Here is a 20,745-nt window from a genome sequence, read left to right as displayed (position 1 = left end):
AAAACAAAAAGGCGGATATAGAATCCGCCTTAAAATTATAAAAAACTTAAACTTTATTGATATGCAGCGTTTGCCCAATGGTATTTTCCATTAATCCTTCCATACCAAATTCTGCACCGACACCAGACATTTTCCAACCACCAAAAGGTGCATGCGGTACAATTTCAGCATGGGTATTGATCCAGACGGTGCCGCATTCAAGCTGCGCTGCATAGAATTGGGCTGCTTTCAGATCACTTGACCAAATGGATCCACCCAATCCAAATTCACTCGCATTGGCGCGCGCGATCGCATCATCAATGCTGGTATATTTTAGAATCGGCAACACTGGGCCAAACTGCTCTTCTTGCACGACGCGGCATGTTTCATCCAGTCCTGTGAGAATGGTCGGTGCAATAAAATAGCCCTGTTCAGGTAATGCTTGATCACCCGATAAAGCATTCGCTCCCTGTGCAATTGCATCAGCGATCAAAGCTTTAACTTTCTGATATTGCATCTGGTTTTGTACTGGCCCAAAGGTCGTTTCAGATGCCATGCCATCACCCACGATCTGCGCATTGGCAATATCAGCAAGTTTCTGTGCTAAAGCATCATATTGGCTTTCATGTACATATAGACGTTTTAAGGCAGCACAGGTTTGCCCTGCATTTAAAAATGCGACGTTAAAAATACGTTGGGCAATCTGGTCGAGATCTGAATCTGGTAATACGATACCCGCATCATTACCGCCAAGCTCTAGCGTTAAATGTTTTAAGGTTTTTACTGCACCAGACATAATATGTTGGCCAGTTTTGGTTGAGCCAGTAAAAACAACCTTTTGTACATCTGGATGGGTTGATAGTGCTTCACCAATTTCGCCATCACCAACCACAATCGAAATAACACCTGCTGGTACTTCTTGCTGAATGATTTCACACAGCTTTAAAGTGGCTAAAGGTGTAAATTCAGATGGTTTATTGATGACCACATTACCTGCACGTAAAGCAGGCATGATATGCCAGACGGCAATCATCAGCGGCCAGTTCCACGGCGTGATTGAAGCAACCACACCTAAAGGTTGATAGTGACGCTCAATACGTTTCTGCTCGCTATCTTCCAAGACATCCACGGGTAAGTCCAGACTTGCGGTATAACGTGTCCAGCCAATCGCACCCTGCACTTCCATTTGTGCCAATGCCAATGGCTTACCTTGTTCCAATACCACCAATTCAGCCAAAGTTTCAGCGTGCTTTTCTATACCATCGGCAATTTTGTTGAGTATATTTTTACGTTCTTCATGCGGACAACGCTGCCAGCTTTTAAATGCTTGCTTTGCCGCAGCGATCGCTTGATTCACCTGAGCAACAGAAGCTTTAGCACAACTTGCTGCAACAGTACCTGTTGCAGGATTAATAATATCAAGTTCACCTTGTTCACCTAAACAAGATTGACCGTTAATAATAAGTTTAAATTCATTTTGCATATTCAATTGTTGCATGCCTTGTTCCTTCTGTTCATTGTAATCATGATTTTTGCCTTATCGAACCTATGCTATAGGCCGTAAGTACAAAATGGATGACATCTATCCATCAAAATATTGAGCATCTATCACTACAATATGGAATTTGTGCACCACAGTTTATGCATAATTATTTCTGATTCAGATTTAAAATGCACAGTTTGTGCATAACAGCTACATTTCTCTACTGAGTTATCATAAAAAACTATCGTATCGGCTGTAGACATGATTCATATGAAAACGAGGTTCAATGAATATTCATGTGTCATATCAATAGCAGCCTATCTCCAACCCTAACTGCATAATTTAGGTTCAGATCCAGTGTTCTAAAAGTAGCAACACTTCATTCAATTAATTGAAATTTCTTAGAACGGCTGGCTTAGTTATATTCACTACAAATGAGCCAGAAGATAAGAAGATGAACAGCAAAGTGATCGCAAGCTTTAATCCTATAGATTTACCCGTGCATATGACTTTTTCAGAGCATGATTGGCAATTGCTTGCTCAGCACTGGTATCCGATTGCACTCGCCCGTGATATTTCGGAACAACCAACGGCAGCCATGTTGCTCGATATGCCATTGGTCATCTACAAAATGGGAGATGAACTTATTGTTGCAAAAGATGTTTGCCCACATCGTGGGGTTCCGCTGAGCCTTGGACATCATGACGGTCAAGGCATCGTCTGTCGCTATCACGGATTACGCTTTGGGCATGAAGGTAAATGCAACCGTATTCCAGCGCATCCCCAGCATAAAATCTCTGATCGTTTCCATTTAAAAACATATGCTGCCACTGAAAAATATGGACTGATCTGGTGCTGCTTAGCAGCTGGTTCTGATGATAAACCTGTTATTCCTGACATGCCGTACTGGGATAATTCAGACTATCAGCAACTGGTATGTCCGTTTGTAGATCTGAATTGTTTCGCTGGTCGTCAGCTAGAAGGATTTATTGATGTCGCTCATTTTGCTTGGGTCCATCCTGATACTTTTGGTGACCCTGACGATGTTGAAGTGCCAGACTATAGCACCACAGAAACCAGTTATGGATTCAGTGCGGATTATATCAGCAGTGTCGGTCGCTATCCGATCGGAACAGAGCAACGTGGGCAAGACAATTTTAACTGGCTCCGACATTTTGAAATCAGCCTGCCTTTTACTGCAACGCTCACCATCCATTTCCCAAATCAAAGCAAACAAGTGATCATGAATGCTGCGTCTCCCGTAAGCGCCAGACAAACTCGGCTATTTGCACCAATCTGCCGTAATTATGACAAAGACTTACCTGTTGAGGATGCCTATACCTTTAATTTGCAAATTTTTGAAGAAGATCGACTCATTGTCGAAACACAGAAACCTGAATATCTACCACTGGATTTATCGATGGAAGCTCACTTTCCCGCAGATCGTAGCTCAAGCATGTATCGCCGACTTCTAAGGAAAATGGGATTCAATCCAATGTTTGCGGCCTAATCTATGCTTAAATTTAATTTTAATACGAAATAAAAAAGAGGCCCTGAATGGACCTCTTTTTTATTTCGATGTATCTGCCAGACTGAAATTAATCAATCGCTGGAACATAAGTTCCCGCAGCAATTGCATCTTTAATACGATCAGCTTCTGCAAGCACAAGTGCCAACAAGTTCTGAACGTTTTCAAGCGTTGCAACTGGACTTAAAGTGGTCATTTTCAATGATTGAACATTACCAACTTTAGTCACACCAATATTCGCTTCACCACGTGCAAACAATTCATCTGCAACGTTCTGGTTCAAGCTATCGATGAATTCAGCAGGATAACCTTCTGGTACGACACGGAACAGAACTGAAGCGAATTGTGGTTCAACCAGCAATTCCAGACCTGCTGTTGCTTTAATATAATCAGCAACTTCACGTGTTAATTTCACACCATGATCGATCATTGAACCATAAAGCTCTTCGCCTAATGCTTCAACTGTCATCCATAATTTCAATGCATCAAAACGACGAGTCGTTTGCAATGATTTAGAGACAAGGTTAGGTACACCGTGTTCTTCATCATAAGCAGAGTTAAGATATTCTGCTTCATAATGCATAAAGCGATAGTTTGCTTCGTCTTTCAATAAGAAAGCGCCACAGCTAATGCTTTGGAAATAATGCTTATGGAAATCAAGCGTGATTGAGTCTGATAATTCAATACCATCTAGCATTGCACGATGGTCATTTGAAAGAATCAGTGCACCACCCCAAGCTGCATCAATGTGCATCCATGAACCATATTTCGTGGTAATTTCACGGATTTTCTTGAGTGGATCAATCGCACCAGCATCTGTCGTACCCGCAGTTGCAACAACACACGCGACGATTTTGCCTTCAGCTTGAAGATGCGCCATGGTTTTTTCTAGTGCATCGACATCCATTTGTGCATTTTCATTCACAGGCACAGTCACAACAGACTGGAAGCCCATGCCCATCATCGCCATGTTCTTTTGCACAGAGAAGTGTGCATTTTCAGAACAGATGACTTTGACGTTTTTCATTGCATCTGCCGGGATCCCATCACGCTGAACAGACCATGGCTTGCCATTTTCGTCTTTCCAGTTTTTCGAGATGCACCAGTCACGTGCCAGTAATACGCCCATCAGGTTTGATTGCGTACCACCAGAAGTGAACACACCCGCCTGACCTGCACCATAACCCACTTTTTGACGAAGCCAGTCAATCAACTGTACTTCCATCAAAGAACCCGCTGGGCTTTGATCCCATGAGTCCATTGATTGGTTGGTTGCATTGATCAACACTTCCGCAATCTGGCTCATCACCATGGTTGGGCAGTGTAAATGTGCAAGTGAATGTGGGTGATGTACTTTCAAGCTTTTGTTGAGGAAAAGCTCAACCATACGTTGTAATGACTGCTGTACACCCAAGCCTTCTTTTGAAGGAGCAAAAGAGATTGCTTCGCGCAAATCCTTGATGCTGCCGCCCGTGTACATTTTGTCATTTTGCAACCATGCTGAAACGGCATTTACCGCCTCGCCCATTGCTGACTGATAGTCAGCAATAGATTGAGCATCATTGCAGAGTAACGCTTTACGATGTTCTGCAAAATCAACCATGAATTAGCCTCGTACTGCTTTTAATGCTTCAGCAATCGCTTTCTTGAAGCGAGCGATCACTTCAACACATTCGTCTTGGTTGATGATTAACGGGCAAAGTAAACGAATAACTGTACCGTTACGACCACCTTTCTCAAGCAATAATTTATTGTTGAAACATGCGGCTTGAATCGCTGCTGCCAACTGAGCATCTGCAGGATGAGAACCCATATGATCAGCAGGTTTACGCTCATCAATGATCTCGATACCAATCATCAAGCCACGACCGCGCACATTACCAATACATGGGAATTCTTGCACAAGTTTTTTCAACTCAGCTTGTAAGAAATCACCACGCTCTTGCGCATTCTGAGCAAGGTTTTGTTCTTTGATCACTTGAAGTGATGCCAAACCAGTACCCATTGCAAGTTGGTTACCGCGGAATGTACCTGAGTGTGTACCTGGCTGCCATGCATCAAACTTACGTTTAATACCTAATACTGCAAGTGGTAAGCTACCACCAACCGCTTTAGACATCACCACAACATCAGGCTCGATTCCTGCATGTTCAAAAGCAAACATTTTGCCTGAACGTGCGAAACCAGCTTGAACTTCGTCCAAAATTAAAACGATGTTGTGCTTTTCAGTCACTTCACGGATTTTTTTCAACCATTTAACAGGTGCAGTCACAACACCGCCTTCACCCTGAATCGCTTCAAGAATGACAGCAGCAGGCTTGGTTACACCGCTTTCAACATCTTCAATGAAGTTTTCAAAGTAGTATGTCAAAGCATCAACACCCGCTTCACCACCTAAACCAAGTGGGCAACGATATTCATGTGGGTATGGCATAAACTGAACACCTGGCATTAAGCCATTCACAGCATTCTTCGCAGACAGGTTACCTGTCATTGCAAGCGCGCCGTGCGTCATACCATGGTAGCCGCCAGAGAAACTAATCACTGAGCTACGACCCGTATAGGTTTTTGCTAATTTAATTGCTGCTTCTGTACCATCTGCACCTGTTGGGCCACAGAATTGTAAGCAATACTCTTCTTTACCGCCTGGCAAATAAGCCAGCAACGCTTCAGTAAACGCATCTTTTAAAGGAGTCGTTAAGTCTAAAGTATGCAATGGCAAACCACTTGCCAATGTGTCTTGAATACTTTGAATCACCGCAGGATGATTATGGCCTAAAGCCAATGTTCCTGCCCCAGCTAAACAATCAAGGTACTCTGTACCTTCAACATCAGTAACCCAGCAGCCTTGTGCTTTCGCTATCGCTAACGGTAATTTACGTGGATAACTACGAACATTTGATTCCATCTGACTTTGGCGAGTCAGATAATATTCGTTGGTTGCATTAGCGGCAGGATTTACGGAAGTAACGCTCATATCGAATTACCATCTCTGATATGGGTGAAAGAAATAAGTCTGGTGACTTGCGGTCGTTTGACTCGGTGCTTTTTAGAATCTAGTGTAGACACTTGTTTATATCTTTCAACTAGGAGCGAGATGATACCTAATTTTGCAAGAAAATAAACACTTTTTATGCCTGACATTCATCTAATCTTATTGAAAAAATGTATCATTCCAATAACTATGATGAATTATGATCATACTATGTGACAAGCGGAAGAAAGTAAGCTTTTTTAAATCCCCCTTCCATTTTTAGATAAATGGTCAAATCAATCGATCTAATTATTTAATTTTTAAAGTTTTTCATTTTATTTTCCTGTTGCAAAACACTGCTAATCCCTTACAAAGTCACCACAAAATATGCAGAAGTTCACCATCAGTTCTTTTTAATATCAAATCTGTAAAAAATAAATTTTCAACATCAAATTCTAAGGAAAATTTTATGCGTACTTTAGCACTTGCTACATTGATGATCGGAGCTGCACTCAGCCCAACTCTTTTTGCTCATGAGACAGAGAATTTGAACTATAACATTGTAAATATTCAGGCAGATGCCTCACGTCAGGTCGCAAATGATGAAATGCGTGCCGTACTCTTTATTGAAAAAAGCAACAAACAACCTGCTGAACTATCAAACCAGATCAATCAATTGATGAATCAGGCGCAAGCAATTGCACGTAAATATAATCAGGTCAAGGTCGAAACAGGTACACAAAGCACCTACCCTGTTTATGACAATGACAGCAATAAACTGAAAGAATGGCGTGCCCGTGCCGAGATCCAACTTGAAAGTAAAGACTTCAAGGCAGCAAGTCAGCTGATCAGTGAGTTACAGCAAAGCTTCCAGACTCAGTCGATCAACTTTACCGTGTCGGACGAACAACGTAAAAAAGTTGAAAATGAGCTGATGATTGAAGCATCGAAAAACTTCCAGCAACGTGCTCAAGCTATTACCCAAGCATGGAATAAAGGTCAATATAATCTGGTGAGCTTGAATCTCAATACCAGTAATTATTTCCCGCAACCGATGATGCGTGGCGGTGGTATGGCTAAGTTTGCAATGGCTGAAGCTGCACCTGCACAGGATATGGCTGCTGGTGAATCAAAAATTACCGTCAGCGCCAACGGTTCGATCCAGTTTAAATAATCTGTCTTTTCAGTAAAAACCGTGCTCAAGCACGGTTTTTTGTTGTTTGAAATAGCCAAAAATACCTTTAGCAAAAAAACAATAAACTTAACTCATCTCATAGTTATAAGTGATAATCGTTCTTATTTTATTTCTTTAAATAAGCGATTAAGATTCGGGGAAATTTACAGCATTTGCTCATCTTATGAAACCTGTCACCGATTCTGCTGCATCTAAGAAATTTCAGCCCTCAACCCTGAGCCTCGCCATTGCAATTCTATGTAGTGGAATTTCTCATACAACATTTGCCAATGAAGAATCCCCTGTTGAAACTCAAACACTTGCAACGATTTCTGTTAAAGCTCAAGGCAACTGGCTGGAAAATGCCAATGCAGAAAAGGTACAGCAACATGCAGGCGCACGTAGCATTATTGATCGTAAACGCTTGGATGAAATCGCAACCACTTCGATTCGTGATGCATTAAAACAAATTCCAGGAGTTCAAGTTCAGGACAGCAATGGTACAGGCGGCAGTGATGTTTCTTTAAATATTGGTGTGCGCGGCCTCACCTCTCGTTTATCGCCTCGCTCTACTGTGCTTATGGATAGTGTCCCGCTTTCTTTTGCACCTTATGGTCAACCACAATTATCTTTAGCCCCTGTGTCGATGGGCAATATTGAATCTGTAGATGTAGTTCGCGGCGCAGGTTCTGTCCGTTTTGGGCCACAAAACGTGGGTGGAATCATTAACTTCACAACACGTGCCATTCCACAAGAGTTTTCGGGCTCAGTTGGCTTAACCACAGAGTTTGCAACAGGAACAGATCAACTCAAATATACGCCTAATTTATTTATTGGTGGTACTTTAGATAATGGCTTAGGTTTGGCCTTACTCTATTCGGGTACCAAAGGTGATGGCTATCGTGAAGCCAATAATAAAATTGATATCGATGATGTCATGTTAAAAACTGCCTACCAATGGACCGATCAGGATGCAATTGCTGTCAATCTTCATCATTATGAAGGCCGTGGCGAAATGCCAGAAGGTTTAACTACAGCACAATTTACCGACAATCCTTATCAATCAAATCAAAACCGTAATTATTTCGCGGGCCGCCGTTCAGATATTTCTGTCAAATATAGCCATAAAGATGAACTCAATAACTTTGAAGTCTTGGGCTATTACGTCGACTCTTTCCGTACTAGCGATTTAGAATCTATTTCAGATAATGGCACAAGTCGTATTAGCAACTCCCCTCGTGACTATAAATATTTTGGGATTGAGCCCCGCTATTCACGTGCCTATAGCTGGGGCAGCATGGATAACGAAGTCACTGTTGGCTATCGTTATTTACAAGAAGAAAGCTCTGAGTTTTCAGGACGTACAGATTCATACAATACCATTACAGGTACTCCAGGCGAACGTATTGCTAATACCACCAGTGAAGGTGGCACCAAAGCACATGCAGTATATATTGACAACCGTTTTGGTATGGGCAATTGGATCGTTACTCCAGGTGTTCGTTTCGAGTCAATTGATACGCATAATGATTTCACTGCCTATCAAAAAGGCGTTGCAATCAATACTGTTCATCCAAAAATCAGATCAGATGAGTTTTTACCAAGTTTATCGGTACTTTATAAAGCCAACGAAAACTGGAATATCTTTGCCAATGCAGGCGTTTCATTTGGTCCGCAACAATATAACCAGTTGGTCACCACCAGAACAATTGATGGTAACAATACTGCGGTTACGACATTGGATGGCTTACATCCAGAAAAATCCAAAAACTATGAAATCGGCACCAAGTACCTAGGCAATGGACTGAGTGCTGAATTGACTGTCTTCTATTTAGATTTCGATAAAGAATTGATGTTAGAGCGACCTGATAATATCGGGACAGGCATCTGGACAGATTTGGGTGCAACCAGTCATAAAGGCGTTGAGACTGGAATCAGCTATGATTTCGGACAGCTTGCAGATGTACTGGAAGGTTTCAAAGTCTATGGTAACTATACCTTTACCAAAGCAACCTCCGAAGCAGGAAAATTTGAAGGTAAAGATCTTCCCTATTACTCACGCCATGTAGGCAATTTAGGTATGGCTTATCAAATAGATAACTGGTCGGTCAATGCCGATATGTTTGCCCAATCGAAACAACATGCCCCAGGTTCAGGTGATATTTATCAAATTGAAGAAACAGCGGATGGTCGTACAGGTGATATCCCAGGTTATTCAACCTTTGCGGTACGCGCAGGCTATGATTTTAGTAATCAGCTTAAAGGCTTAAAAGTTGCAGGCGGTATAAAGAACGTGTTTGATAAGCAATATTATACCCGTTCATCAGATTCAACGGGCGGTAAATATGTAGGTCAACCACGAACCATTTTCTTGCAAACCTCTTATGATTTCTAAATAAAAGAAAGCCGAACTTTTGAGTTCGGCTTTTTATTTGCACATGTCATCGCAAAGTTTTTTAATTACAGCAACGTAACTATTATTTATTCATTGCAAGATAATTTTCCAGTTCAACCCAATCGGGTAGCTCATCAAATGCCACTCGCATTTCAGATGCTTTTGCCCAACTGACTGCCGAATTCGTACAAAAATTTAACTCAAGTTCAGGTGTAAATTCTTCGAGAATGAGCCCCAAAGGAATCCACATAATCTTTGGATTGATAACCAGTGCATTCGGAACAGGTGAACCACACTGTTTGCAAAAACAACTGGTAAATCCAGTATCCTTGATATAGGTTTGAATGAATGGTTCGCCTTGCAGCCATTGAAAAGATTGCGCTTGGACAAAAGTGGATGCATTCGATGCAGCCCCACTCTGCTTACGACAAAGACTGCAATAACAACGATACATCATTTTGATGCTTGCTAGAAGAAACTGAAAGCTGATCGCACCACACAGACAAGCCCCTGTAAATTGTATCTTCTGATGGTTTGCTCTCATCAATGATAATCCTGATTGTTGTTATCTGATTGAGCTTGGCTCAAATGTTGTAATGAATCCCAAGCTGCTTGAGCCAAAGTCTCACGATACACTTTGGGATTAGTTACGACTTTTCCAGAGAGCCAAGCGCGGCAATAACTTTCAGTTGCACCAATCACCAAAGACATCATTAGCTCTGTTGGCACTGATTTTAATAAACTGGCATCAGCATAGTTAGAAATATAGCCAATGATGTTTTGATTTCTGAGTTTATTTTTGTCATTTAAGACTTGTCGATATTCACCCTGCCGTACACTCAGATGGGCGAACAAAAGAAATTGCGCAAACTTGGGCTGATCAGAGACCCAGTCGGTATAACTATAAATCAGCGCATAGAGTAGTCCTTTGAGTGATTTTGCTTCTTTTAAGTATTGGTCACGCAATAGTGCTTGATCATCCAACGCAGCAAACACCAGTGCTGCAATCACCCCTTCTTTATTCTTAAAATGATGATAAATCGCCCCCACGCTACTGTCAGATTTGTCACGAATCATTTCAATACTGGTGCTGTCCAAACCATATTCAAGAAAGCACGACAAAGCATCCTGCAAAATCTGTCGTTTTAATAAAGACCTGCGTTGTGGATATAAACGTTCTAATAACTGCTGAGCTGCCTGCATGCTTTCATCAAAATAACCAATAATCGGAACTATTGTGTATGACTTGACCACAGCTTGTAAACAGAATTATATTCTTTTTAAGAATTTAATTCTGTATCAGGACATTTAAAATGGCAAGCACCTTAGATTTATGGAATAAAGTATCGGCCTTACCTGCAGGTAAATGGACATTCACCCGAATGTTATGCCTTAAAGCACCGTATTTCAGCAGTATCTCTCCCTTATTTGAGGAGCTAAAACCCAATTCCTGCAAAATTAGTATCAAGAAAAAACGGAACGTGTTGAATCATATTGGTACGGTACATGCGATCGCGATGTGTAATATGGCAGAACTTGCGGGTGGGACCATGACTGAAGTGACGGTACCCACAACCCATCGCTGGATTCCCAAAGGCATGACGGTTGAATATTTAAAGAAGGCTGAAACCGATCTGATTGCGATTGCTAGCCCTGTTGATGAGCATTACGATTGGGACAAAGCTGGTGAATACTTGGTCAATGTTGATATCGTGGATCAGCAGGATGAAAAAGTTTTCCATGCCACTATCACCATGTGGATTTCAAAAAAGAAGAAATAAAATAACAAAGCCCTGACATTAATCAGGGCTTTGTTTTAACTGAACAGTTTACTTTTTAAATGGCAGTGCATATTTAAAAATACGTCCGACCACTTCACCAAACTGTTTCACAAAGCTGGCATTGTTATAATTCAAACCATACTTTTCACAGACTGCCTGTACTTTAGGTGCAACCTGACGGTAGCGGCGTGCAGGAATATCTGGGAATAAATGATGCTCAATCTGATGGCTCAAATGTCCCGTTAAAATATGAAAGGCTTCTGAACCCGTCAGGTTTGATGAACCGCGAATCTGACGCATATACCAGTGTCCACGACTTTCATCCTGCAACACAGCTTTAGGGAACACCTCGACATCTTTGGTAAAATGTCCACAGAAAATAATACTGAAGGTCCAGACATTACGAATTCCGTTTGCCACCAGATTGCCCGTAAATACAGGAATTGCAGAAGGCCCAGCAATCAAAGGAAAGAACACATAGTCCTTAAACATTTGCTTGAGGATTTTCTTCTGTGCAGGCTGCCATTCACGTTTAAATTGCGCGATGGTTTTACGCTTATACAATACCTTGCCCAACTCCAGATTCTGGATCGCTACGCCCCACTGGAACAATAAGCTAAATGGCACGATATACATCGGTTGAATCAAGGTGAATTTAGACCAGCGTTGTTCTGGAAATAAACGGAATACCCCGTAGCCCACATCATCATCCATACCTTTAATATTGGTATAAGTATGGTGTTTGTAGTTATGGGTTTGGCGCCAGTTATCAGAAGTACCAACGGTATCCCACTCATAAGTTTGACCATTGAATTTTGGATCATTCATCCAGTCATATTGTCCATGCATGACATTATGACCCAGCTCCATATTTTCCATGATCTTGGCAAAGCCGAGTAAGCCTGTGCCCACTAACCATGCTGGCGGAAACCAACCCAGAAATAAGCAGGCACGACCTAGCATGCTGCTATAACGAATCGTGGAATAGACACGGCGAATGTATTTCGCATCTTTCTCGCCAATATCGTCCAGTACCTCTTGTTTAATTTGATCAAGTTCACGAGCAAACGCATCTAACTCGGCAGCAGTAAGATCACGATTTTTAGGATTTTTGAAAAATTCAATTTTAACAGGCATGTTCATAATCAATTTCTCTCTTATAGATCAATCACAAGATCAGACTGGGCTGAATTGACACAAATTTTTAACAACTGAGCAGGTTCATTATTGGCCGCGCCATTCAATAGGTTTTTGGTGGCACCTTGCGCCTTGTTGCAGGCACATTTATTACAGATTCCCATCCGGCAACCGTGATTCGGTTTAATGCCTTGATGCTCCAGACTGGAAAGAATCGACTGGCCTTTCGGAATCGCAATCGTCTTATTGGATTGCGTCAAGGTCACATTAATAAAACCCGTCTCAGTGCTATCTTCCGTAAACTGGCTCAAACTAAAGGCTTCTGTTTGCAGTGCTGCGGCATCTTTAAACAGGCTTTCCGCCGATGCTGCAAAACCTGATGGCCCGCATGCATAAACCGTGGTATCGCTTAACGTAGTGAATTGATCCACATGGCTTTGATTTAAACGCTGATCTTGTTCTTGGGTATAAAAAATCTGATAACTAAAATTAGAGAAGTTTTCTGATACTTCTTTCAGATATTCAACATAGGCTGCATCTGCCTGAGTCTTGACCCAATACATCAATTGAACTGTATGTGTATTCAATTGTTTAGACTGGCACAAGGCTTCAATCAGACTCAGCATCGGCGTAATGCCACTACCAGCTGCCAACAATAATAAATGAGACGTCTCAATGGTCTGTTGCATTTCACCATAAGGTTGTCCCAAACGGAGGACATGACCAGTTTGGCTGTGCTCAACCAACCACGAACTTACCAGACCTTGATCCACTCTTTTAACAGTTAAACACAAGTGATCTGCATCAATCTGCATCAGGCTATAAGTACGCTCGTAATGACGACCTTCAATCTCAACCGTTACAGGATGGTGCTGCCCTGCCACACCTCGTACCACATGACGGTTGCACTGTAAAATCAGGCTGACTGTATCCTTTGCCACATTTTGTTTTTTTACGATTTTGGCAAGTGGCTGATTGATTGACCACAAGGGATTGATTTTCTGTAACCAAAAATTGGCGTCATGGCTGTTCATTACACTTTGAGCCAACGAATTAAATAGAGAATTTCTCTTTTCAATTGCTTGCATGAGCAGTTTTACTCTGGTTGTTTGCTAATTATTATACACATGTATATATATTTGTATATACACTCGTATAAGAATTTACATTTCACAAGTACAACGACAATCGCTATAATCCCGAGTAGCTTACTTATATATTGAAAATAATGGTTCATTCTTCTTTTTTACCGCTCGGCCATGACACCGTAAACGAACAAGATGTCATTCCCATGAAATCTCCTGTACGTTCGGTGGGTAGGAAAGCAACGATTACAAAAGAAGAGTTGTTTCAAGCCACTCTGAATCTGATCGGCCCGCAAAAAAGTATCGCATCCCTCAGTTTACGTGAAATTGCACGTGAAGCTGGCATTGCACCAAACAGCTTTTATCGTCATTTCAAAGATATTGATGAACTAGCGATTGCATTGATTGATCAATCTGGTCTAGTACTTCGTCGCATTATTCGCGAAGCACGTTTACAGGCTTCAAAGCAGCAAAGCATTATTCGTAGTTCGGTTGAAGTGTTTATTCAACAACTGAATACCGACGAAGGCAATCTGAGTCTGTTATTGCGCGAAGGCTATACGGGTTCAACGTCATATAAAGCTGCGGTTGATCGCCAGCTCAATTTCTTCCAGCAAGAATTGCAAGAAGACCTGATCCGTTTAGAACGATTAAATAACAGCAAAATCAGTCATGCTGATCTGGCTGCCAAAGCCATTACCCAACTGGTATTTAACATGGGTGCGAAAGTCATTGATCTACCTGTGGAGCAACGTACCGAAGTTGCGGAACAGACCATGGTGATGATCCGTATGATTTTAGAAGGCGCTCGTCATATTCATGAAACGGAAATTGATTAATTCTTTGCATCACAATACGATAGATCTCAGCAAAATTATATTTTGTCTCTTAGCATAACAACTTAAATCAGGCATATAGATCATGAATCTACTGAATGACCGTCAAAGCATCATCGCCAGTTTTATCCTGATGTCTTTATTTTTAATGATGGTCATTCCCCTGCATTTACTGCCAAGTTTCTTTGCCGGGTTTCTGGTTTTTGAAATTATTAACAGTTTAAGTTCAATTGTTGAAAAACATATTGATGGTCAACGTGCTCGTATTTTTATCAGTATTATTCTGGGGATATTGGCAACCGTGCTGATCGGCTTCTTTATTACCAGCCTGATCAGCTTTGTGATTTATGATCTTAAAGGTACAGGGCTAAATTCTTTCAATATTAAAATCGACCAGACGCTGATCAAGTTTCAGGCGGAGATGAGCCATTATTTGCCGGGCTATCTGCCGCATAGTGTTGCCGATATCAAGAATCAGATCTTGTCCTTTATTAAGAATAATATTTCCATTGTTAAAAATACGGGCACCGATATTCTGCATAATCTGGCCACAATGGTGATCGGCCTGATTGTTGGTATTCTGGTATCAATCCAGAATTTTAAACAACATGCCCCGCAACCTGCATTTAAGGCAGCAATTCTGCATCGTATCCAAAAGCTTTCGGTTTCTTTTAAAAACGTTGTCTTTGCTCAGGTCAAGATTTCACTGATTAATACCGTGTTATTCATGATCTTTGTGTTTATTGTTCTGCCTCTATTCAATATCCACTTACCTTTTGCCAAGACCCTGACCATTCTGACCTTTATTTTTGGTCTACTCCCGATCATTGGTAACCTGATTTCAAATACCCTGATCATTATGGCAGGCTTAACCATTTCCTTGTCTGTGGCAGCGATTGCACTGGCCTATCTGGTGATTATTCACAAACTTGAATATTTTATTAACGCCAAAATTATTGGTACCAAAATCAATGCCAGTGCATGGGAAGTATTATTGGCGATGCTGATTTTTGAAGCTATTTTTGGGCTGAGCGGTTTGATTGTTGCACCAATTTTCTATGCCTATATCAAACTGGAATGCAAAGACGCAGGCCTGATCTAAGCCATTTTTTTACAAGTGAATACGCAGCGTAACAGATTGAATCATCATTTAATCTGAATCAAAACCTGCGTTTCTAAAAATAAAATTGATGATAACTAAACTTACAAAAGATTAGAAAATGAAAACACTCACTGCCCTATTCACGGCGTAAGCTAGAGATGAATTAGGCGGTTTTTTATTCACTACATTTCATCACATTATAATTGAATGAGGTAACTATGAGTTCTTCAGCAGCTAAAGCTTTAAAAGTATATACACGTAATAATTTAGATGATGCGATCAAAGAATCTACCGTAAAAATTTTAAATCAAATTCTTGCCAATCTTATTGATCTTTCGTTACTGACGAAACAGGCGCATTGGAACATGCGGGGTAGCAACTTTATTGCGGTACATGAAATGTTAGACATGTTCCGTACCTCGCTGATCACACACTTGGACAATGTAGCTGAGCGTGCCGTACAGATCGGTGGAACAGCGTTGGGAACAACGCAATCTGTTGGCGAAAGTTCGCACCTTAAGCCTTATCCAGTGGCGATCCACGCGGTACAAGATCACTTAAAAGAACTGGCAGATCGTTATGGTGTGGTTGCCAACCATCTGCGTGATACCATTGATGAAATTCAGGATCCGATTTCAGAAGATATTCTGCATGCTGCACTCGAAGATCTGGATCAATATTTATGGTTCCTGGAAGCCAATATCGATCAAAAATAATCAAAAGTAGACCACAAAAAAGAGGACATATTGTCCTCTTTTTTATTTCTATCTCAATTATGGTTTAACCACAACCAACACCTGAATCGCTTCTGGAGTTACAGAAAGACCATCTAACAGGCCTAAACCTTCTTTTTGGAATTTCTGTAAACGCTCAATTTCATCTTCACGAATACTTGGGTTAAATTGCTTGAGATAAGTTAAACGGTCAATTTCATATTGCCATTTACCGCTGTAATGCTCTTTGGCTTGTTGCATCAACTCTGGTAATGATTCTTTAGCAATATCCAGCGCCTGTGCATAACGTGATTCAATTACTTCACGGCGTGCTTTCACCACCTGACGGCAGCTATTACCGTCTAAATGATGCAAGTATGGACGTAAAATGCTTGGATCAATCTTGGCAGACAAGTCCTGACCATTTTCACTGAGCAATACACGGATCAGTTGTTTCGGTAAGCTTGATGGCAGATTCAATGCTTTTGGCGCCACCACATCGACCTTAAACCAGACTTCTAATAACACTGAACCTTGTTTCAGGGCATTCGATTTGAGTAAAGCAACATTGGTACTACCAAATGATTGCGTGCGGATCATCTCCATCACACTTTCAATAAATGGATGTTCCAGCGTCAGGTACTGTGCATCTTCACGGATTTGTGCCTGATCACGATAGAAGGTTGCTGTCATACCCTCTTCGTCTAGAGTTAGACCTTGAACTTGCATTTGATCAGTCGGCTTGATAATCACCGTACCGTTACTTTGCTCATCAAAATCGATATTGGTTGATGACATGAAACGCTTCACAAACATTGGTAAAGTGGTGTTGTCATCATAATCTTCAAGCGCTTGCACGATGCCCTGCGCAACCACTGGACGGCATGAATTGTACTCAAGCAAACGGTCACGACCCGCCTGTAATTCAGCTTCCAGCGCTTGACGCTGTACATTCACTTCTTCAAGTAAATCTTCAAAGGTCTGGCCTTGATCTGCGAGTAAGCAATCTTTCAGCTCAACAATAAAGTTCTCTTGTAGCGTTTGTGCCGTTGGAGAAATATTGCTGAAAATATTGAGTGCTTCGTTGTACCAGCGGAACATACGCTCTTGCGCTGTCCCCATGAGATAAGGCACATGGATCTGGATACGATTTTCCTGACCAATACGATCCAGACGACCAATACGCTGTTCGAGTACGTCAGGGTTTGCTGGCAAATCAAATAAAATCAAATCACTGGCAAACTGGAAGTTACGCCCTTCTGAACCAATCTCGGAACACAGCAAGATTTGTGCACCATAGCTGTCTTCGGCAAAGTATGCTGCCGCTTGGTCGCGCTCCAGCAAGCTCATGCCTTCATGGAACATCGCTGTACGAATACCTGCATGTAAACGCAATACATTTTCCAGCGCTTCGACGACAGGCCCACTACGTGCAATCAATAATACTTTTTTGTGTTTTAAGTCTTTACGCAAGACTTCCATCAACCAAGGCACACGCGGATCATTTTCCATCCATGCACCATCAAGCTGACCTTCTTCTGGCCACATCTGCTCGCGCATTTTGCCGTCCATTGACCAGTCTTCTGGCGCTGTTAATGGCGCTGGCTGACAATCACGGCCTGGGAAGCCTTGAATCGCTTCACGGGTATTACGGAACAGGATACGACCTGTACCATGACGGTCCAATAATTCATGAATTGCACGCATACGCTGTTCAGGCTGATCATCAATTCGATGACCCAATAAGCCTTCCAGTGCAACAAGATGATCTTCTGTTAAAGCGTCATCTGACATCAACACTTCTGCAATTTTCGCAGTTTGCTGATATTGCTCTTCTTCATCAAGGAAACGGTCAAGGCTGCTAAAACGTTGCGGATCAAGCAAACGTAAACGCGCAAAATGACTTTCTACACCAAGTTGCTCTGGAGTTGCAGTGAGCAGCAACACACCAGCTGTCTGTTCTGCCAATTCTTCAACGAGGTCATAACGATCATTGCCGCCTTCTTCCTCACTCCACATCAAGTGATGTGCTTCATCGACCACCAATAGATCAAAACCAGCTTCCATCGCCTGCTCACGCAAGTCATCATGGTCAACCATCAGGTCAACGCTGGCAATGATGCATTGTTCAGTCAAGAACGGATTTAAATCAGGATCATGTTCTTTGATCGATGCGGTACGGGTTAAATCAAATAGAGAGAATTGCAAATTGAAACGGCGACGCATTTCAATCATCCACTGATATTGCAGTGAATCAGGCACCAAGATCAGAATACGTTCTGAACGGCCTGTTTTGAGTTGCTGGTGGATAATCAAACCCGCTTCAATGGTTTTACCCAAGCCAACTTCATCAGCCAGTAAAACACGCGGCGCAAAACGCTTGCCGACTTCATGTGCAATATAAAGCTGATGCGGAATTAAACCGACACGCGCACCAAGAAATCCACGTAAAGGGCTGGTATGCATTTGCGCCTGCAATAACATGGCTTCAATACGCAGGTCATACCATTCTTTATAATCGACTTGGCTAGCTAACAAACGCTCTAAAGGTTTTGACAGCTGGATTTGCGCACCGATACGGGTTTCGTTCAGTGACTTGCGTTCTTGTTCGCCATTTTCCAGTGTACGAACTACATCATAACGAAGGACGCCATGACGGTCTTCAATCGACTCAACAATCCACTTAAGGCCTTCTTGGTCTTGGACTTCATCATTTACATTGAAGATGATGCGAGATAAAGGCGCATTGTTGCGTGCATAGACACGAGTTTCATCACTTTTAGGGAATAAAATGCTGATAGAACGTTCATCTACATCAATAAGAACCCCTAAACCGAGTTCAGTTTCAGTATCTGATAACCAACGTTGACCAATAGCAAACTGCTGCAATTTTTCCACCTTTATCTCAAGTTAGCCCACATATTTTATGCCCTGACCCAAATAAAAGTTAAGGCATTTTATGTAGTTTTCAACGATGTATTTTGACACAAAGCATCATTAAATAGCGTGCATCACATCGTGTTTCATAAAAAAGTTTTTAGACTAAAACGGTACAGGACAATCAAATGTCAGTTGCGCACCTGTTTTAGGATGAGCGAAGCTTAATTGCGTTGCATGTAAGCACAAACGCGCATAAAGCTGCTGCTGTTCTGGTGTGGCATATAAGGTATCGCCCAGAATCGGATGACCTAAATATTGCATATGCACACGAAGCTGATGTGAACGCCCTGTAATCGGAATCAGTTGAACTCGGGTTACAGCTTGTCCTTGAATTTCTAAATGTTCAATCGCTTGCCATTCCGTTAATGCTGGTTTGTGATGAGTGGCATCAACAATATGCAATGGCGGACGGCTTGGATCATAAATCACAGGAATATCAACAGTGCCCTGACCTTCTAAATGGCCTGCAACCAAAGCTTGATAAATTTTTGAAGTTTGACGATCCTGAAACTGACGTGAAATCGTGCTCTGTCCAAATTTGGACAAGCCAAAGACCAAGATCCCTGAAGTGTCACGATCTAGACGATGAATCAGTAAGGTTTTGGGTTCTAGTTCTAATAGACGATTGATTAAACAATCTTGTAAATCTGGCGTTTTCCCAGGTACGGTGAGTAAGCCTGCTGGTTTATGGATGACCATAAAATCTTCATCACGATGAATCAAATGTTCACTTAGAAAATCACTCAAGGTAGCCTTCCAACGACTGGATGAAAACAAGCGGGCAATCATAAAAAGCTTGGCGCTGAATTACAATGCATGACACGTATTTTTACTATTTTTTTTCGTGTTTCTCTCGAATTTTCATCCAGATTCGAATTTAAATGCTGATTTAGACTTGTTGCTCTAGAAATTGTTGAATCGCATGCTGAGCAATTTCTGCATCTTGGAAAGATTGTACACCCGAAACACCAACAGCTCCGACAACCTGCCCTTGATAAACAATCGGCTCACCGCCTTCTAACATGCCTTTTGCCGCATTAATGGTTAAAAAGCCGATTTTACCATCACGGATCATATCTTCGGATGCCTTGGTTGCTCTTCGACTGACCGCAGCAGATTGTGCTTTTTCTTGGCAAATCTCGGTTGATAATACTGATGCGCCATCCATACGCTTCATCATTAATAAGGTTCCACCGTCATCGACCACTGCGATACTGACATTAAAACCATGTGCTGTTGCATATTGTGATGCTGCATGAACCAGAATTTCTACATCAGCAGAAGTTAAATAATGTTTAGTTTTCATGTTTTACTCCATTCCTATGAGTTTCTTATATAAAGCTTGTTTAAACATATGCTACAAGCGCTATCTTACAGCTTGCCTAAGCCAATACGTTCGCGCTTTGGGACAGCCAAAGACAAACGCCAAGATAGTGGATTATTCAAGCATATTTTACTTTGCGATACAGTAAAGATTCTTTATCTTTACTGCTATTCGTCGCTGAGGTTTATCGTAAAAATAGATGAAAACTCAATAAGATTTGGATGATGACTCAGCATTATTTTTTTAATGAGTTAAAGTCGGCTTCTATTTAGATCAACCTAAACAGCAGCCATA

The 20,745-nt window shown here is 41.6% G+C and carries 17 protein-coding genes; 7 read left to right on the top strand and 10 right to left on the bottom strand.

Features of this window, described 5'->3' with window-relative positions; all coding sequences use genetic code 11:
- Positions 1 to 46 precede the first annotated feature (46 nt).
- The gene (locus EC846_RS14410; protein ID WP_123775583.1) at positions 47 to 1,477 is read right to left on the bottom strand and encodes an aldehyde dehydrogenase family protein; all 1,431 of its coding nucleotides are present in this window, start codon (positions 1,475 to 1,477) and stop codon (positions 47 to 49) included.
- A 439-nt stretch (positions 1,478 to 1,916) separates the two neighbouring features.
- Here EC846_RS14410 and EC846_RS14405 point away from each other — a divergent pair, with 439 nt between their 5' ends.
- Positions 1,917 to 2,972, top strand: a complete 1,056-nt coding sequence (locus EC846_RS14405) for a Rieske 2Fe-2S domain-containing protein (protein ID WP_123775582.1) — start codon at positions 1,917 to 1,919, stop codon at positions 2,970 to 2,972.
- An 88-nt stretch (positions 2,973 to 3,060) separates the two neighbouring features.
- Here the strand turns inward: EC846_RS14405 and EC846_RS14400 are convergent, their stop codons facing one another.
- Both EC846_RS14400 and EC846_RS14395 read right to left on the bottom strand, forming a co-directional pair.
- The gene (locus tag EC846_RS14400) at positions 3,061 to 4,593 is read right to left on the bottom strand and encodes a pyridoxal phosphate-dependent decarboxylase family protein (RefSeq protein WP_123775581.1); all 1,533 of its coding nucleotides are present in this window, start codon (positions 4,591 to 4,593) and stop codon (positions 3,061 to 3,063) included.
- 3 nt (positions 4,594 to 4,596) lie between these two features.
- Positions 4,597 to 5,967, bottom strand: a complete 1,371-nt coding sequence (locus EC846_RS14395) for a diaminobutyrate--2-oxoglutarate transaminase (protein WP_005258952.1) — start codon at positions 5,965 to 5,967, stop codon at positions 4,597 to 4,599.
- Between the two features lie 466 nt (positions 5,968 to 6,433).
- On the opposite strand from EC846_RS14395, the gene EC846_RS14390 reads away from it, so the two are divergent.
- Together EC846_RS14390 and EC846_RS14385 are read left to right on the top strand one after the other, a co-directional pair.
- Complete coding sequence (locus EC846_RS14390) at positions 6,434 to 7,138, top strand: SIMPL domain-containing protein (RefSeq protein WP_047426854.1); 705 nt, start codon at positions 6,434 to 6,436, stop codon at positions 7,136 to 7,138.
- A gap of 184 nt (positions 7,139 to 7,322) precedes the next feature.
- Positions 7,323 to 9,533 (top strand): TonB-dependent receptor family protein, encoded by a 2,211-nt coding sequence (locus EC846_RS14385; RefSeq protein ID WP_123775580.1) that lies wholly within the window; start codon positions 7,323 to 7,325, stop codon positions 9,531 to 9,533.
- 82 nt (positions 9,534 to 9,615) lie between these two features.
- Here the strand turns inward: EC846_RS14385 and EC846_RS14380 are convergent, their stop codons facing one another.
- Entirely contained in the window at positions 9,616 to 10,077 is a 462-nt protein-coding gene (locus EC846_RS14380) for a GFA family protein (RefSeq protein WP_123775579.1), read from the bottom strand.
- The gene (locus tag EC846_RS14375) at positions 10,077 to 10,736 is read right to left on the bottom strand and encodes a TetR/AcrR family transcriptional regulator (RefSeq protein ID WP_032810296.1); all 660 of its coding nucleotides are present in this window, start codon (positions 10,734 to 10,736) and stop codon (positions 10,077 to 10,079) included. Before EC846_RS14375 ends, EC846_RS14380 begins: the two co-directional genes overlap by 1 nt.
- A 110-nt stretch (positions 10,737 to 10,846) precedes the next feature.
- On the opposite strand from EC846_RS14375, the gene EC846_RS14370 reads away from it, so the two are divergent.
- The gene (locus EC846_RS14370; protein ID WP_123775578.1) at positions 10,847 to 11,314 is read left to right on the top strand and encodes a hotdog fold domain-containing protein; all 468 of its coding nucleotides are present in this window, start codon (positions 10,847 to 10,849) and stop codon (positions 11,312 to 11,314) included.
- A gap of 48 nt (positions 11,315 to 11,362) precedes the next feature.
- Here the strand turns inward: EC846_RS14370 and EC846_RS14365 are convergent, their stop codons facing one another.
- Positions 11,363 to 12,457 (bottom strand): fatty acid desaturase family protein, encoded by a 1,095-nt coding sequence (locus EC846_RS14365; RefSeq protein WP_004770259.1) that lies wholly within the window; start codon positions 12,455 to 12,457, stop codon positions 11,363 to 11,365.
- Positions 12,458 to 12,471: 14 nt separating this feature from the next.
- A complete protein-coding gene (locus tag EC846_RS14360; protein ID WP_123775577.1) occupies positions 12,472 to 13,539 on the bottom strand; it encodes a ferredoxin reductase in 1,068 nt (355 codons plus the stop codon).
- A 140-nt stretch (positions 13,540 to 13,679) separates the two neighbouring features.
- On the opposite strand from EC846_RS14360, the gene fabR reads away from it, so the two are divergent.
- The 3 genes from fabR to dps all read left to right on the top strand — a co-directional run bounded on the left by fabR (position 13,680) and on the right by dps (position 16,190).
- On the top strand, positions 13,680 to 14,375 hold the full coding sequence (gene fabR, locus EC846_RS14355) for an HTH-type transcriptional repressor FabR (RefSeq protein ID WP_004770262.1): 696 nt from the start codon (positions 13,680 to 13,682) through the stop codon (positions 14,373 to 14,375).
- 82 nt (positions 14,376 to 14,457) lie between these two features.
- Complete coding sequence (locus tag EC846_RS14350) at positions 14,458 to 15,474, top strand: AI-2E family transporter (protein WP_004770263.1); 1,017 nt, start codon at positions 14,458 to 14,460, stop codon at positions 15,472 to 15,474.
- 218 nt (positions 15,475 to 15,692) lie between these two features.
- Positions 15,693 to 16,190, top strand: a complete 498-nt coding sequence (gene dps / locus EC846_RS14345) for a DNA starvation/stationary phase protection protein Dps (RefSeq protein ID WP_005258969.1) — start codon at positions 15,693 to 15,695, stop codon at positions 16,188 to 16,190.
- 57 nt (positions 16,191 to 16,247) lie between these two features.
- Here dps and rapA read toward each other — a convergent pair whose 3' ends face one another.
- The 3 genes from rapA to EC846_RS14325 form a co-directional block, all read right to left on the bottom strand.
- Positions 16,248 to 19,085, bottom strand: coding sequence for an RNA polymerase-associated protein RapA (gene rapA, locus EC846_RS14340; RefSeq protein WP_047426840.1), 2,838 nt, complete (start codon positions 19,083 to 19,085; stop codon positions 16,248 to 16,250).
- A 144-nt stretch (positions 19,086 to 19,229) separates the two neighbouring features.
- Entirely contained in the window at positions 19,230 to 19,874 is a 645-nt protein-coding gene (locus tag EC846_RS14335; protein ID WP_171066968.1) for an RluA family pseudouridine synthase, read from the bottom strand.
- 142 nt (positions 19,875 to 20,016) lie between these two features.
- On the bottom strand, positions 20,017 to 20,433 hold the full coding sequence (locus tag EC846_RS14325) for a GlcG/HbpS family heme-binding protein (protein WP_005258973.1): 417 nt from the start codon (positions 20,431 to 20,433) through the stop codon (positions 20,017 to 20,019).
- Between the last annotated feature and the right edge of the window lie 312 nt (positions 20,434 to 20,745).

Source organism: Acinetobacter sp. BIGb0102, from assembly GCF_003815055.1.
Lineage (GTDB): Bacteria > Pseudomonadota > Gammaproteobacteria > Pseudomonadales > Moraxellaceae > Acinetobacter > Acinetobacter vivianii.
This window is presented reverse-complemented; position numbering and strand designations above follow the sequence as displayed.

What these genes read in the sequence shown, in the direction of transcription:
- EC846_RS14410 (WP_123775583.1), bottom strand. Translation starts at nt 1,477, where the DNA reads ATGCAACAATTGAATATGCAAAATGAATTTAAACTTATTATTAACGGT.
- EC846_RS14405 (WP_123775582.1), top strand. Translation starts at nt 1,917, where the DNA reads ATGAACAGCAAAGTGATCGCAAGCTTTAATCCTATAGATTTACCCGTG.
- EC846_RS14400 (WP_123775581.1), bottom strand. Translation starts at nt 4,593, where the DNA reads ATGGTTGATTTTGCAGAACATCGTAAAGCGTTACTCTGCAATGATGCT.
- EC846_RS14395 (WP_005258952.1), bottom strand. Translation starts at nt 5,967, where the DNA reads ATGAGCGTTACTTCCGTAAATCCTGCCGCTAATGCAACCAACGAATAT.
- EC846_RS14390 (WP_047426854.1), top strand. Translation starts at nt 6,434, where the DNA reads ATGCGTACTTTAGCACTTGCTACATTGATGATCGGAGCTGCACTCAGC.
- EC846_RS14385 (WP_123775580.1), top strand. Translation starts at nt 7,323, where the DNA reads ATGAAACCTGTCACCGATTCTGCTGCATCTAAGAAATTTCAGCCCTCA.
- EC846_RS14380 (WP_123775579.1), bottom strand. Translation starts at nt 10,077, where the DNA reads ATGAGAGCAAACCATCAGAAGATACAATTTACAGGGGCTTGTCTGTGT.
- EC846_RS14375 (WP_032810296.1), bottom strand. Translation starts at nt 10,736, where the DNA reads ATGCAGGCAGCTCAGCAGTTATTAGAACGTTTATATCCACAACGCAGG.
- EC846_RS14370 (WP_123775578.1), top strand. Translation starts at nt 10,847, where the DNA reads ATGGCAAGCACCTTAGATTTATGGAATAAAGTATCGGCCTTACCTGCA.
- EC846_RS14365 (WP_004770259.1), bottom strand. Translation starts at nt 12,457, where the DNA reads ATGAACATGCCTGTTAAAATTGAATTTTTCAAAAATCCTAAAAATCGT.
- EC846_RS14360 (WP_123775577.1), bottom strand. Translation starts at nt 13,539, where the DNA reads ATGCAAGCAATTGAAAAGAGAAATTCTCTATTTAATTCGTTGGCTCAA.
- fabR (WP_004770262.1), top strand. Translation starts at nt 13,680, where the DNA reads ATGGTTCATTCTTCTTTTTTACCGCTCGGCCATGACACCGTAAACGAA.
- EC846_RS14350 (WP_004770263.1), top strand. Translation starts at nt 14,458, where the DNA reads ATGAATCTACTGAATGACCGTCAAAGCATCATCGCCAGTTTTATCCTG.
- dps (WP_005258969.1), top strand. Translation starts at nt 15,693, where the DNA reads ATGAGTTCTTCAGCAGCTAAAGCTTTAAAAGTATATACACGTAATAAT.
- EC846_RS14325 (WP_005258973.1), bottom strand. Translation starts at nt 20,433, where the DNA reads ATGAAAACTAAACATTATTTAACTTCTGCTGATGTAGAAATTCTGGTT.